The 14353-nt window shown below is 61.2% G+C and carries 8 protein-coding genes and 2 pseudogenes; 3 read left to right on the top strand and 7 right to left on the bottom strand.

Going from position 1 to position 14353, the window contains the following annotated elements; all coding sequences use genetic code 11:
• Nucleotides 1-14: 14 nt before the first annotated feature.
• From NKH93_RS22300 to nifH, 4 genes and pseudogenes are all read right to left on the bottom strand, one after another.
• Nucleotides 15-158 (bottom strand): annotated as a pseudogene (locus NKH93_RS22300) (ferredoxin); the annotation flags it as partial.
• Entirely contained in the window at nucleotides 142-1431 is a 1290-nt protein-coding gene (locus NKH93_RS22305) for a cytochrome P450 (RefSeq protein WP_352972099.1), read from the bottom strand. The pseudogene NKH93_RS22300 and the gene NKH93_RS22305, both read right to left, overlap by 17 nt.
• Before the next feature lie 94 nt (nucleotides 1432-1525).
• A complete protein-coding gene (locus tag NKH93_RS22310; protein WP_352972101.1) occupies nucleotides 1526-2728 on the bottom strand; it encodes a cytochrome P450 in 1203 nt (400 codons plus the stop codon).
• Nucleotides 2729-2880: 152 nt separating this feature from the next.
• A pseudogene (gene nifH, locus NKH93_RS22315) lies at nucleotides 2881-3074 on the bottom strand (nitrogenase reductase); the annotation flags it as partial.
• Between the two features lie 1308 nt (nucleotides 3075-4382).
• Here nifH and NKH93_RS22320 point away from each other — a divergent pair.
• The 3 genes from NKH93_RS22320 to NKH93_RS22330 all read left to right on the top strand — a co-directional run bounded on the left by NKH93_RS22320 (nucleotide 4383) and on the right by NKH93_RS22330 (nucleotide 7697).
• Nucleotides 4383-4916, top strand: a complete 534-nt coding sequence (locus NKH93_RS22320) for a peroxiredoxin (protein WP_352450770.1) — start codon at nucleotides 4383-4385, stop codon at nucleotides 4914-4916.
• Nucleotides 4917-4985: 69 nt separating this feature from the next.
• Nucleotides 4986-6422, top strand: coding sequence for an RNA polymerase factor sigma-54 (rpoN, locus tag NKH93_RS22325; RefSeq protein WP_352450769.1), 1437 nt, complete (start codon nucleotides 4986-4988; stop codon nucleotides 6420-6422).
• A 57-nt stretch (nucleotides 6423-6479) separates the two neighbouring features.
• On the top strand, nucleotides 6480-7697 hold the full coding sequence (locus NKH93_RS22330; protein ID WP_352491455.1) for an MFS transporter: 1218 nt from the start codon (nucleotides 6480-6482) through the stop codon (nucleotides 7695-7697).
• 755 nt (nucleotides 7698-8452) lie between these two features.
• Here the strand turns inward: NKH93_RS22330 and NKH93_RS22335 are convergent.
• The 3 genes from NKH93_RS22335 to NKH93_RS22345 form a co-directional block, all read right to left on the bottom strand.
• Nucleotides 8453-8701 (bottom strand): hypothetical protein, encoded by a 249-nt coding sequence (locus NKH93_RS22335; RefSeq protein WP_352972106.1) that lies wholly within the window; start codon nucleotides 8699-8701, stop codon nucleotides 8453-8455.
• Nucleotides 8702-9580: 879 nt separating this feature from the next.
• Nucleotides 9581-13051, bottom strand: coding sequence for an ATP-binding protein (locus tag NKH93_RS22340; protein ID WP_352972108.1), 3471 nt, complete (start codon nucleotides 13049-13051; stop codon nucleotides 9581-9583).
• Nucleotides 13048-14307, bottom strand: a complete 1260-nt coding sequence (locus tag NKH93_RS22345) for a metallophosphoesterase family protein (protein ID WP_352972111.1) — start codon at nucleotides 14305-14307, stop codon at nucleotides 13048-13050. Before NKH93_RS22345 ends, NKH93_RS22340 begins: the two co-directional genes overlap by 4 nt.
• Nucleotides 14308-14353 lie beyond the last annotated feature (46 nt).

The raw sequence follows: 14353 nt of genomic DNA on the forward strand, positions 1-14353 counted from the left end.
GCGGCGTGCAGCGCCTGCGGGACCGTCGCCACGCACACTTCGGCCACGCCGTCCGGTTCGCGCTGGCGAAAGGTGCCCGGCAGCGTCAGCACGCACTGCCCGGTAGTTCCGCATAGATCCTGATCGACCAGGACGCGCATCTCAGCCCTCCTGCCCATGCAGCCGCACCGGCAGCGCGCGGAATGTCCTAAGGAACGCGGAGGGCTCCCGCGTCGGCTGCTCGGCCAATGCCAGCGTGGGGAAGCGCGCCTGGATCCGCGGCAGGCTCTCGGCCAACTGCACTCGGGCCAGTTGCGCACCCAGGCAGAAGTGGATGCCGTGGCCGAAGCTCAGCATGATCTTCCCGTCGATCGACATGCCAGGACTGGTGCCGTAGAACCGCACGGGATCGAAGCGGTCGGGATCGGCGAAGGCGTCCGGGTCGCGATTGCCGGCCGCGATCAGCACGCGCACGTCCGCGTTCTTCGGGATCACCACGCCGCCCAGTTCGATGTCGCGCTGGGCGATACGCGGAATGGAGCTGAACATGGCGGGCGCGTCGTAGCGCAGGGCTTCTTCGACGAATGCCTTCACCCCCACGGCATCTCCCTTCAGCCAGTGCCGCTGTTCGGGATACGCCAGCATCGCCAGGACCGCATGGCCGATGGCCGCGGCAGTGGTGGCGAAGCCGCCCAGCAGCATGCCCCAGAGCATGCTGATCAATTCCGCATCCGACAGCATCTCGGCATCGTCGTCGTGTGCGCCGACCAGCATTGACACGATGTCGTGGCAGGAATCGGTGCGCTTGCGCTGTATGAGGTCGCCGAAGTAGGCCTGCACTCTGGCGCTGGCCGCGTCCCCCGCAGCGAGTTGGGGATCGCTGGCGTGCGGGCTCAGGCCTTCCAGAATGGCGCTGATGCCGGTGACGAGCCCGAGAATGTCGTCCGGGGGCATGCCGAACAGTTCGCCGAAAACCAGCATGGGCAAGGCCAGCGCGAATTCCTGATGCAGGTCCACTGCCTCCCCGCGCTCCAGTGCGGGCGCCATGCCGTCCAGGCGCGCTGCGACAATGCGAGCGATGGTCGGCCTCAGGTTGTCGATCTGGCCCATGGTGAAATCGCGCGAGATCAGCCGGCGCAGACGCGTATGCGTCGGTGGTTCCTTCATCGCTAGCGTGGACGCCAGCAGATTGAGTGACAGGCTGGTCGCCGCACGCGGGAAATAGCGCGCCAGTTCGCCCGGCGCCGGTCCCCGAAAAGCATCGCCCGTGGCCTTGAGCGCCCAGTAGATGTCGGCGTGGCGGCTCAACAGAAAGAGGCCCGACGCCGCGCGATGCACCGGATCGTGCTCGCGCAACCACCGCATGAACGGATACGGGTCGTGGATGCACGCTGGCGACGCCAGTTCGGCGAAGGCGTCCCGGCATGCTACCGTGGTTTCTTGCACGTCCATCTTGGTTACCTGTTGGCTGGCTGATCTGACCGGCGCGCGCCAGGCGCGCCGGCAAATTGCGGAGAAGATCGCGATTCCCGGCGGCGTCCGCGCATCACCAGAGCACCGGGAACTCCTCGAACCCGCCAGTGATGATCTCCTTGCGCAACTTCAGTTCTTCGGGCGCCACGGCCAGGCGCAGCGCGGGAAAGCGCTGGAAGATCGAACCGAACACCACCTTGAGTTCCAGCCTGGCCAGCGCCGCGCCGATGCAGTAGTGCGGCCCATGGGAGAACGCCAGGTGCGGGCTTTCGTCACGTCCGATGTCGAAGATTTCCGGGTCGTTGAAATGGCGCGCATCGAACGAGGTCGCCGGCAGGCCGACAAGCACCTTGCTCTCCGCAGGAATTTCCACGCCCGCGATGGTCACGTCTGTACTCGGATAGCGCATGATGCCATCCCAGCCCGCGCCCGGCGGGTACATGCGCAGGATTTCCTCCACCGCCTTGTCCACCAGGGATGGATCGCCGACCAGGCGTTCGCGCTGTTGCGGATGGCGGAACATGGCCAGCAGGCCGAATTCGATCTGCGCGACGGTGCTCTCGTGCCCCGCCACCAGCATGCCCGTCGCCAGGCCGATCGCCTCTTCCTCGGTCGCCTTGCCCTGGTCGACCGCCGCGAGCAGATCCGTCAGCAGGTTGTCGCCAGGATCCTGGCGCTTGTCCCGCATCTTGCCGCGAATGTAGGCGCGCAGTTCTTCCCAGGCCAAGCGCGACGCGCTGCGCGGGCCGCTTTCATGCTGGTGCGTCATCACCTCGTCGGACAGCCCGGCGAAAAAGGCGTGATCCTCGTAGAGCACGCCCATCAGCGCGCTGATGACCATGGCCGGAAGTGGAAAGGAGAGGTGGCGCCGCAGGTCGGCGGGCTGGGGCTGGGCCGCCAGTGTCTCGAACAACTGCGCGGCGATCACCTCGACTTGCTGCGCGAGCAGCTTCACCCTGCGGTTGCTGAAGGCCGGCGCCACGATCGTGCGTAACCGGGCATGCTCGCCCCCCTCGTGCGAGACCAACCACCCCGGCGATCCGAGAATCACCGAATCCGGGGTGAATGCCGCCGGCGGCATTCCCGAGGGCCGGAACGCCGCGTCGGACAGCACCGCCTTGGCTTCATCGTAGCCTGTCACCCACCAGCCTTCGTGCCCGGACGGGAAGCGCACGCGGTGGATCGGACCGTTGGCGCGTTGCGCCAACATCTCGGGCGAGGGCTCGATGTGATCGACGCGCCACATCGGCAGCGTCGGCAAGGGTTGTTCGGACATGGTGGCACTTGATCTCTAAGCGATGGAAGGGCGGAAGGTGACCGGCAGGCGCTGCGGGCAGCGAATGGCTTAGGAAGGCATGTAGACGACGTCCTCCGCAGCGTAGCCGATTCGATTATCAAGGTCGGCCAACGTGTAACTGCCTAGGCATACCGCGCGGCGAGATGCAGAACGTTATCCTGCGCCTTCGAGTTCAGGATAAGGCGAGTGTGGCGGGCCTTTGAGTCGCAGCCGGCCATCAAGATTTCCTGCGCAAGGGTCGACAAGGGCGGCGAGCCTGTTTGGTAGGGGGCGGTTTCGCCGAGGCCCCCTTCCCATAGAATGCTATCTGATGCGGATTTGACATTTTGCTTTTCTTTCTTCGTTCCATTCGTGTCATCCACGAAATGAAAGTCGGTCGGCGGCTCCCGGCCAGCAACGAAGGTGCTTCAAATCTCGTGCCAATTTGGCCGCAGCAGAAAAAATTGTGGCAGCTTCTCAGCGGCCTAGCCTGAGGCCAGAGAAGAGCTAGGCGAAATAGGCCGGTGTCGCGGGCCAACAAAGGCGACGGAACAGTGTCGGACAGAACGCCTCGGGCGACCTTTAGGTCGGGCTTGCGACATTCTGGTCCAGTTTCGAACATAAGAGGGCGGCAAACAGACACGATTGGGAATTCGATCCTCACGGCGCCAGGGCGCTTGCCCAAGAGCGCGCGCTCATGTTGCTGCGACAGGCGCGTGTTCGCGATAGCCGGGCCTGCGCACCCATGAACGCTAGCGGCACACGCTACGCAATGACTGGAGTGCCCGCCAGCCTCAGGTAGTGCATCGGCTCCGCTTTCGGTTCTTCTTTGCCCAGCCGGGGCTGAAGCGCCGAATATCCGCACCCTACAGCATCGTTGTTGCCTGTGTGACGAGGCGGTATAGCGCGCGCCCGATCTTCTAAGACACGGCCTCCGAGAAGAAGGGGGCGGTCCAACAGCACCTCTATTTGAAATGGCACGCCGCTTGCTGCTCCTGGTTAGAGCACCATCAAATCACGATGAAAGCGACTTGCACCATGCCCGACGCGCGAAGCTCTAGACAGTGGCCTGAGGAGACGATGCCCGTTCCCGCTGAACATCGGGACACCGTCTCCTCCGGAAGGCCGTTCTCGGTGGCCGCTTTGCGCATGGCTGGTCCGATGCCGGCACGCCAACACGGGCCGCTCGCGCAAATGCCGTTTACCGGTTCTGTTCAGCATGTGAGTGCCCAAGAGCCCCGTCAAAGGGTCACCCAAGCCAAGGCCGGCGGGTCACTGCCACATATCGACAACACGCTGAACCAGTCCAGTGACCCGAGTCTGCGTGAAGTGACATTTCAGGCCCCCACATGCTTGCGATATTGGCTACTTCCGGCCGCTATCCCTTTTCCAAACGCACGATCGCGAGTGACCGATCCCGCTTCCGGCGCCATAGCCGGGGGAACCAAGCGGCTCGACGGTGTCCAGCTCGCTCAGATCGATTGCGTTCGGGTGGCCAAGACCAGCCGCCAAGACCTTCCTATACGTCGGGAGGGAAAAAGGAGGTTGCGAGCCGCGAGGTCCTCATTCCGTGCCGGGCATACGAGCCTTTGCTCGGTATTGCGCCAGCCTCTACCAGAATTCAGCGCCAGTTTTCTTCTTTAGGAGCAACTTGATGACAGTTCAAAAGAAAGTTCCCTTCGTCACCTTTCTCACGCGTGTTCACGATAAGTCAGTCCAGGGGACAAATCCATATCGCTGGCAAGAAAAGACATCTGACGACTACTTTGCCGGCAAGCGGGTCATCCTGTTCTCGCTGCCTGGCGCCTTCACGCCGACCTGCTCGACCTACCAATTGCCCCAGTTCGAAGAGCTCTATGATGAGTTTGAGAAGGAGGGAATTGACGCGATTTACTGCCTCTCAGTCAACGACGCCTTTGTCATGAATGCGTGGGGGAAGTCCTTGGGTCTGAAGCAGGTCGAGCTCATCCCCGATGGCTCAGGCGAGTTCACACGCAAAATGGGCATGCTGGTCGCCAAGGACAATCTCGGCTTCGGGATGCGCTCCTGGCGCTACGCCGCCCTGATCAACAATGGCGTGGTGGAGCATTGGTTCGAGGAGGAAGGTTTCTCCGACAACTGCGAGGCCGACCCCTATGGCGTCTCGTCCCCGCAAAACGTTCTCGAAACGCTGAAAGCCGCCGCATGACCTAGAATACGTCTCAGTGGTGCCATTGCCGGCCCCAAGAGGCTCCTCGACAGGATTTTCGCGCTCACCATGCAATCCTCAGCAAGCCTGCTTCAGCGCCAGAAGCAATCCATGGTCGCATCGCCTCAACTCATTGAGTCGATTCGCCTGCTGCAACTGGCGCATACTGAACTGCATCAGTTCGTGGAGCGGGAAATCGAGAAGAACCCGCTTTTGGAATCTGCATCAAGCGATGGCGGGCCTTTTGACGACGTCTCGATTTCGGGAGCGGATCAGCCTGTCGGCCCTGGCGCAAACGCCGTTGAAGGACCGACCGGGGCAGGGTCGGCTGAACGGCTCGGGCAATGGAAATCACTCGGCAACACGACCAACAACCCGCCGGGCAATGGCCCTTCCCTCGACGAGTTTGCCACCCTCGCCGAAACATTGCACGACCATGTCGCTCGTCAGATCGCCCTCACTGCGTTCACACCACAGGAGCGGCTGATCGCTGGCCAGCTTGCCGCCGATCTGGAAGACACTGGCTATCTTCGGGCAAACCTTTTGGAGCTGGCCGAGAGCCTGAATGTCCATGAGGCTGTTGTGGAACGGGTTCTCGGAACCTTGCAGCAATTTGATCCACCGGGAGTTTTTGCGCGAAGTCTCAGAGAATGCCTCGAGATTCAGTTGCGCCAGCGAAATCGGCTCGACCCGGCAATGGCAGCTTTGGTTGCCAATCTTGAAATGCTTGCGCGACGCGATTTTGAGGCACTGAAGCAGCATTGCGGCGTCGATGAAGAAGACCTTCTCGACATGATGCATGAGATTCGGGCGCTCGATCCCAAGCCTGGGAACCGATTCCAATCCGGTGCGTCTGAATCAATCATACCCGACGTCTGGGTCACGCCCTCGCCGCAAGGCGGGTGGCAGATCGAACTTGATCCCGCCACACTGCCAAAGCTGCTGATCAACCAAAGCTACTATGCCGAAGTGTCGCGTCAAACTCCCCAAAATTCGAAAGATAAAGCATTTCTCGACGAATGCTTGCAAAACGCGACCTGGCTGATCCGCAGCCTCGATCAGCGCGCCAAGACCATTGTTAAGGTTGCGGCTGAAATCGTGCGTCAGCAGGATGCCTTTTTGGAACATGGCGTCGCCCACCTGCGGCCTCTCAATCTCAGAACCGTCGCTGACGCGATCGGCGTGCACGAGTCGACGGTAAGCCGGGTGACCTCGAACAAGTACATGCTTACCCCGCGCGGAGTCTTTGAACTGAAGTATTTTTTCACCGTCGCGATCGCGTCCTGCCAAGGCGGCGATGCGCACTCCGCCGAAGCTGTCCGGCATCGGATCAAAGCGATCATTGCCGCAGAATCTCCCGGCGACGTGCTTTCCGATGAGGACATCGCTGTCCGGCTGAAGGAAACCGGCATCGATGTTGCGCGCCGCACCGTCACAAAATATCGCGAAGCAATGAACATCCCCTCCTCCGTGCAACGCCGCCGGGAAATGCGCTTGTGTTTTTAGATTTGGGTCAAGGCAGCCAACATCACGTTGCATTGCATCAAAGTGGAGACTTCGTTCATGACCCAATCCGCAGCAGGCGTCATGGACGCTGTTCTGCACGACCCAGAAAAGCCCGTCCCACCGTCTGGTCCCGCATGGGGTGCGGTCATTTCGCTTTCCTTGGGCACCTTCGGGCTGGTCACGGCAGAGTTTCTGCCTGTCAGCCTGCTCACGCCCCTCGCGCATGATCTCGGTATCAGCGAGGGAGCGGCTGGACAGGCGATGACGGCAACAGCTATCGTCGGGGCGATCTCGGCGCCGACGGTGGCCATCATCACAAAGCGCCTGGACCGCAGGACCGTCATGTGGACCATGACGCTGCTGCTGATCCTGTCGGACGTTCTGGCGGCCGGCGCGTGGTCGCTGGCGGCTCTCCTGACTGCACGCGTCGTGCTCGGCATAGCGCTCGGAGGCTTCTGGTCGATGTCGGCAGCACTGGCGATGCGGCTCGTTCCAAGCCACTTCCTGCCGCGCGCCATGTCGATCATCCTCACCGGCGTTTCCGTAGCTACCGTGTGCGCAGCTCCAATCGGCGCTTATGTCGGCGATATCTGGGGATGGCGAAGCGCCTTCGTGCTCGCCGCAGCCGGCGGCGCCGCTACACTGCTCGTGCAACTCATAACTATTCCGAGACTGCCTCCGATTGGAGTGGCTAGCTTCCGCAGCCTGCTGGATGTGGCCAAGATTCCGATGGTCAAAATTGCGCTTTTGGTCATCCTGCTGGTCGCTTCCGGCCACTTCGCCGGAATCACCTATATCCGCGCCTTCCTCGAGAAGATTCCCGCGCTGGATGTCGAAACGATCTCGCTTGTGTTGCTTGCTTTTGGCATCGGCGGATTCTTCGGCAATTTGGCCGGCGGGCTTCTGGCCGAGTACAGTCTCAAGGCAGTCGCTGCCCTTGCACCGCTGCTCATAGCGATAGCCGCTGTTTCGCTGCTGACGGCGGGAGCATCGGCCTCGGCCTCGGCGATTGCGGTTGCCGCGTGGGGCTTTGCTTTCGGCGCGGTGCCGGTGGGATTGCAGACGTGGATGGTGCGGCGCGCCGCTCCCGAGCAGGCCGAAAGCGCCGGTGTGCTGATGGTCGTAGCGTTCCAAGTGGCAATCGCAGCCGGCGCGATTTTCGGCGGACTATTGGTGGACAATGCCGGGATTACCAGTGCCATTGCCTACAGTGCTGTTGCCACGTTCCTCGCCGCCCTGACAGTGTTCCTGCTCGGCCCGAAGCGGGAAACCTAGACCGCCTGACAGAAGAGGCCTCAGCAGCGCAGCGGGACGAGAGATGCAATCGCATGCACGGCGCGGCGCGATCCTCCGCATGATTACGCATGGACCAGCGCAAGCGCCTCGCCGGCTTCACCTCCGGGCCACGCGACCGACACCGGTTGTCGACAAAGCACCTCGGTGCGCGGCATCTGCCGCACCGTTAAAGCCAACGTACAGCGACCTTAGAGGCTCGCGCATACACATCTGAGACACTCAAGGGTAGAGATGTCCCAAAATGCAAGACGATAAGAAAGCCTCTCGGTTTGGCGTTGATCGTTGACACAAGTGCTATATCAGCGGTCTGCGTCACTGAGCTCCACGTCAGGAACATACTGTCGGATGCCAGACTATCCGAATCGACGGACGATGCAGTGTTCATCGAACTGCGCAGCAGACTGATTGAATCTACGGCGTGATATACGCTGAATTCGAGCAATCGTACAAAATTGGCCGCACTGAGCTGGCGCAAACATCGATGTCGTACGTAACGCGATACGATCTCAAGCAGGTTCGCGGAGGAAAACGAGTTCGTCACAGCTCTGCGCGCCGGCGAGTAAGGACTGATTGCACGATTGCGAAGCATGAGGGACCATTACTACCGACTTGAGCATCGTTTGGAGGACTGCGATATCCCCACACGAGAGATTGGGTTCGGCACCGAAAGCAGCAATGCCGATCCATCGCGACCCTGAGCTTTAGCCTCTGGACGTTCGGCGCTTGCTTGCCAATCAACCAGCGCCGTCGGGCCAGCGGATCTCGAATCCGCCGGTTCCAATGGGCCAGGCCAGGCCAAAGCCGTTGTCAAACGCCAGACTTAGATCGTTCTTGCTCGTCACCTTCGCACTGACGAGAATTACCTGTCGGCCAGTCCACCGCTGATGCTGGCGGTAGTCGAGCAACTGGCCGATCGCGGCGCGAATCGCGAAGCGCATCGTAGCCGCATCAGCAGGCTTGATCTCGACCATCACTTCCGGCATTGCGTCAACCGCAACCGAAGGTCGTCGCGAAAACAAGCGGGAAAATCAATCCGCGGATATCGCTCGCTGAGAAACGCTACGAACTGTTTGTGCAGACTGTCATGCTGAGGATGGACATTGATCTCGTACTTCCGCACATACCGTTTGTAGACGTCGGACGCTGCCGCTCCAGCCGGTCGGCCACGACCTCCATCATGATCGGGCGATGCCCCGACGGGAGCGACTGGCTCGCCTTCGATAAATGCCTTTACTCTCTTGACGAATGCTCTGGCGGATCGATCTGTCGTATCGTTCGCATACCACCAGCTTGCCTGGCCACTCCACCCTTTGCCACGGTGCCTATCCTCCGGGGGCAGCACGAATGCATTTTCGGCGAGTGTCCTAGCCCTGAACGACCTGATCTTATCCTTGTAGTGCTGGGCGGAAGGGTTACGCCCTTGAAGTGCTGGCGGTGGCGATACAGTCGCGCACCGCGATACCACCCGACCACCACGCGCGGATCTTTGCCTTCCTCCGGAGCCGTCCAAACGATGTCGATCCCGTCGACAAATTCGTCGTGCTTGCCTGAACCCAGATTCTGGATGCGCACCTGCCGATCCAATTCGCCCTTAATCGTCTCGAAGCGCCGTAAACGTACCCGTCATCGGCTGCAACAAAGTTGCATTCTTCCGCGCAATAACCCTGCTTACTCGGAAATGCCCCGCCACCGAGAGGCGGGTCATCCGCGCTCCGCCCGGCGTAGTCGTTCATCCACGCAACATTGCAGAACAAAATAGGCATTTCTCAACCTCTATGGGACGTCATGACGGATTCGATCGAAAGTTCCTATGTCAGACGAGTTGGTTAGTTGAACCGTTTTGAGGCGAATTCTAATCGAGCCTAATCCAGCTGGTGAATGGTAGATTGTGGCACAACAGCCTTGGCGATTTCACATAGGTGCTTGTGGTGCGTGAGATAGATGACCTGACCTGTGTTCGCCATCTCCCCAAACAATCTGAAAACCTCCTCCGAGCGAATATGGTCAAAGGTTTCCATGATGTCGTCGGCGATGAAGGGAACCGAGGGCCGGAATTGCGCGAACTCGTAATAACCGGCGAGCCTCAGTGCCAGGTAGAGCTGAAAGCGCGCGCCCTTCGAAAGCGCGTCAGCGAGCTTGGATTGCCCGTCGCGCTGCACCGCGATGAGAACCTCCCCGCCTTTCACGGGCTGGGTTGTAAGGCCTGAATACTGCCCACGGGTCATTAGCTTGAATGCGTCTGATGCACGCGCCATCATCCCCGAACGGTGGTTCTCACGGTAGATCCGCAAAGCATTTCCAGCCGACATGATGCCGAGCTTCAGCTCGATGTAACGAACGGCCTTCTCCTCGATTTCCAACAGGGTTGTGCGCCGTTCGGCATCCAGGTGTGCAACCGCGCTGTCGCCGCCGATGGCGTCCAGCTTATCGGCCGCGCGTGTCTGCCGGATCAGCTGTTGCTGGATCATCTCATCGAACTGGCGAAGCCGCTGCTCGCCCTCAGCCTTCTCGACCGTGAGGCTGTCGAAATCGATCGCGTCCAGGATCGAGCGTGCCTCCTCGAATCCGTCGACTGCAAGTTCCGCCACTACCCCTTCCTCAAGGTCAGCGACGGCAGCGCGCAATCCATCCCGCTCGCGCAGCAGCTCATCGCGTTCGACTACTTCGGACAGAGTGGCGACGCCAAAAACGCCCAGCACTTCGTTCTTGCGGCGTTCGTGCGCCGAAATCTCATTGTCGAGGATGTCGCGCGCCTCCTTCAGGCGCTTCAGGTCGTGGCCGAGGCTTGCCTTCGTTTCCCGTGTCCGCTGGGCGCGCTCCAGGCGCTCGGCAAGGCGGATGGCCAACTGCTCCGGCTCGCTATCCTTCGTCGGCTCGTCGGCTTCAACCGCTACGGCGATGACCTCGACCAGAAAATTAGCCCTGTCGGCCGCCATCTTGTCGATACGCAGCTGCAGATCGTCCCGTTCCTGCAGGCTTCTTGACAGTTCGGCCAATTGATCGAGCACAGTGCCGACGCCGGATGCTGAGAGCCCGCTTTCGAGCCAAGTTCCCTTGAGTGCTTCGACAATGCCGGCCAGCCATTCCTCCTCGCGACGCTCCGCCACGCCTACGGCAACCCGTCGGGCCGCTAGATCCTCTTCTTTGGAGCTCACCATTCTGAGCGCCTCGGCATACTCTGCGTCCACCTTGCGCTGCCGATCCAGAAACAGCTCAGCGATGGCCATGATTGCTTCGAGGGTGTCGCCGGGCTCTGATACTATGCCGACGCTTTCCAGCGCTGCTCTCATTTCCAAGCGTATCTGCTCGCCGGCGTCAGCGGCTCGCTCCGCCTTCCTGCGGAGAAGTTCGATCTGCTCCCAGGCAGCGAGCGCATCGCTGCGCGCCTCGATCTGATCCTCGATCCTTTCGATCAGGCGCTCAGACGAAGGTTCCACGGCGTCTCCGAGCAGGTCTCTGGCGGCCGCGCGGATTTCCAACAATTGGGTATCGACATCCTTGCCGAGCTGTGTGCGTTGGATGCCGTTGCGTGACAGGTTGGCCGCGACCTCGGCCAGTTCGCGAGTCGTTGCCCGGATCTCGGCAAGATCCGCCGCGCCGGCCAGCCGGCCCGCGCTGGCAATGTCATCGCGCGCCAGTGCCACGGCGAAATCGTCAGCGGTGTCACCGGTCAGCGCTGCGCGGTGCGTTGCCCACGCATCATCGCGGACACGGCGGATCGCGGCAGCCCCATCATCGTCGACAACGTCGACCGAGGCACGAAGGGCATCCAATCCAGCCTTGAGCATGGCATGGTTGCCCTCGTATTCGGCGAGGCGTTCGGCAAGTACGGCGGTGTTTCTTGCCAGTTCTGACGCTACTGTCTTCCAGGCGGCAATGTGCCCGGCGCTCGGAACCGCGACGTTGGCGAGAGCAAGGGCATCTCCTCTCCATGGACGCAAGCGCGCGAGCGACACCTCCCATCGAATTGTTCCCGCATCTTCTGCCTCGCGAGCCGTCCTGATCTCCGCCAGGTGTCCGCTTGCTCGCGCTTTCGACAAAGCCGAGCCCAGCCTTGCCCTGGCAGGTTCGGGCACTGCCCTTTCCTCGCCGACCCGCTGCCTTGCCGCCTGCAGCGCATCGAGTGCTGCCGCCGCCTCGTCGCGGGCGGCGCGCACCCCGGTAGCAATCCCGGACCTCTGCTCGACCATAGCGCGAACGACGCCAACGGTGACGGCAGGCAGAAGCAGCGCGGCAGGATCCGGCTCGGAAGATCGACCCAAGGCGGCTAGGCAGCTTGCCACGGTGTTGTTGAGGATTTGCAGCCCCATCCTGCGAGTGGGCAAGTCAAAGCCAGCCGCGGTATGGCGCACTTTGCTCTCCGCAAGCCCGCGGATTCGTTCGGAAATCGACAGGATCGATTCATCCTCATCGACCGCAGTGACTTTTGCCGCCAAGCGCTGGACCTCGTCGATGTTTGCGGACAGCCGCGTTCTGAGGCTGGCATCGTCATCGATGAGTCCGGTGACACTACCCGTCCACGTGCGAGCTGGGGAGGCGATGTCCGGCAGCTCATTCAGCCGGGCAATCTTGCGCCGGATATCCGCCCGCATCGGCGCAGCACGCACGTAACGAGCAATGGTATCCAGCCTGGCCACCAGCACCGCTCGGTCACTGATGGTCCGGTCGTATTGCTGCGCTGCATCGAGACGTTCGGCCTCCAGGCCCTCGTAGGTTGATGCAAGGGTATCGATCGCATCCCTGCGCGACTTCACGTCAACAAGGCGCTTCTTCAGGAGCGCCAGTTCGGTGCCATGCGCCTGCTTCCGATACAGAGCGTCTGCTTCGGCCTCGAGGGTGTTCAACGTATCACTTGCGTTCCCAAGACCGGCGCTTGCCGTGAAGAGGAGCTTGCCGAGGTCGCCCCGCGACTCCAGAATCGACTTCCCGCCCGCTTCCAGCGTCTCGTCATCGAGTGAGAACATCGTCGTGTAAGCGTCACGCGACAGTCCGGCGAGATGCGCCGTGATCGCCACGTCGCTCACCGGTTGGCCCGTCGCGTTCAATAGCGAATTAGTACGCTGTTTCGTACGCGTGAACGTGTGCTCGGAGCCGGCCAGTTCCAGCACGCCGCCAATGCGCATGGCGCTGTACTCGTGCAGGAAGTTGTAGCGGCTCCGTTCCTCGATGCCGAACAGCAAGTCTAAGTAGGCGGAAAGCGCGGTCGATTTGCCGGCCTCATTCAGGCCGAACACGATATGCAGGTCAGGTCCGGATTCCGGTTTGGGTCCGAAGTCGATCGTACTATTGGTGAACTTTCCATAGCGAATGAGGTCAAGTCGCCGCAACCTCATGACGATCCACCGGACTTAAGGCGGGCAGTGACCAAGTCCGCACCCTTGGAAAGCACCTGATCGAGGAACTGCTCCAGCCCGGCTTCGTCCTTCCCAGCAAAATCCCGTCCGTCGGCCGGAAGGTCGGCGACCATCTTTTGGACGAACGCCCTCGCCTCAGCGCGGAAGGCCTCCGAGGTGGCATCGGCACGCATTGATTGCCCGAGTTCGAAAATCGGATCAGCAATATCCTCGGCGGTCTCCGTCCGAGGCGGCGCGAGGTCAAGCTCGAGCTTCTCCACCCACATATGGCCCAGCTGTTCCGCAGCCTGTTCGGCTTCGGCAAGAAGGAGGTCCCTGTCGCGGATCAGCGCCCATAACAATGGTGACGTCCCTCTCAGGCCGACGCGGGCCACAGCATGACGCGATCGGACGGTGGCCCGCATCTCTTCGAGCGCGAAACGAATACGCGCGACGGCCTCGGGCCACTCCACCGCCCCGGTAAGGTCGACGCTCACCCGTTCGAACTGCGCAACGCTGGTCAGCCGTTCCTCGATCTCCACCGAACGGTCGTCGCGCACCGTCACCAGGGTGACTGATTTCTCACCCGCCTCGTTAATATCCCTCCCCTGAGGTATTCCCGGCATCACCACGGTGCTTGCGCCGGAATAGACTTGACGAACATGAATGTGGCCGAGGGCCCAATAGTCGAAACCGTGGGCGTGCAGGTCAGCGATGCTGCAGGGCGCGTAAACGTCGTGACCGGGCGATCCAGCCAGACTGGTATGCATGATGCCTATGTTGACGGCCCCTTCACGAGCAGCCGGATATTTGGTCAGCAGGCTGTCCGGGGCCTTTGGGTTCGCAAAGCTCAAACCGTGGAAAACGATGTCCAGACCGCCGGCTGTCTGCAATACCGACTGAGCACGACCGCCGAAGATGGTAACGGTGTCGGGAAACACCAGCTGTTTGGAAATCCGCGACAAGGCGTCATGATTGCCGCGGATCTTGAAAACCCTGATGCCGGTCTGGTGCAGGCGTGTCATTTGCGATGCCAGAAACCGCGCAGTTTTCATCGAGGTCTGCTCGCCATCGTATAGGTCGCCAGCAATGACCAACGCGTCGACTCGTTCCTCAAGGCAGAGATCCACTATCGAAACGAATGCCTGGCGGCTGGCGTCGCCCACGAGCCCGGCAAGATCGGGATTTCGCATCGCCAGCGAACGAAGCGGCGAGTCGAGATGAATATCGGCCGTGTGTACGAATCGAAATGCCATTCGGCCTTCGCCAGGGAAAGAGGTGTTCTGAGCTCGACTGAAATTG

The sequence above is a fragment of the Mesorhizobium sp. M0954 genome (assembly GCF_040319155.1).
Taxonomy (GTDB): domain Bacteria; phylum Pseudomonadota; class Alphaproteobacteria; order Rhizobiales; family Rhizobiaceae; genus Mesorhizobium.

Bases quoted from the DNA above. Each gene is read 5' to 3' on its own strand.
- NKH93_RS22305 (WP_352972099.1), bottom strand. From the start codon at position 1,431: ATGGACGTGCAAGAAACCACGGTAGCATGCCGGGACGCCTTCGCCGAA.
- NKH93_RS22310 (WP_352972101.1), bottom strand. From the start codon at position 2,728: ATGTCCGAACAACCCTTGCCGACGCTGCCGATGTGGCGCGTCGATCAC.
- NKH93_RS22320 (WP_352450770.1), top strand. From the start codon at position 4,383: ATGACAGTTCAAAAGAAAGTTCCCTTCGTCACCTTTCTCACGCGTGTT.
- rpoN (WP_352450769.1), top strand. From the start codon at position 4,986: ATGCAATCCTCAGCAAGCCTGCTTCAGCGCCAGAAGCAATCCATGGTC.
- NKH93_RS22330 (WP_352491455.1), top strand. From the start codon at position 6,480: ATGACCCAATCCGCAGCAGGCGTCATGGACGCTGTTCTGCACGACCCA.
- NKH93_RS22335 (WP_352972106.1), bottom strand. From the start codon at position 8,701: ATGCCGGAAGTGATGGTCGAGATCAAGCCTGCTGATGCGGCTACGATG.
- NKH93_RS22340 (WP_352972108.1), bottom strand. From the start codon at position 13,051: ATGAGGTTGCGGCGACTTGACCTCATTCGCTATGGAAAGTTCACCAAT.
- NKH93_RS22345 (WP_352972111.1), bottom strand. From the start codon at position 14,307: ATGGCATTTCGATTCGTACACACGGCCGATATTCATCTCGACTCGCCG.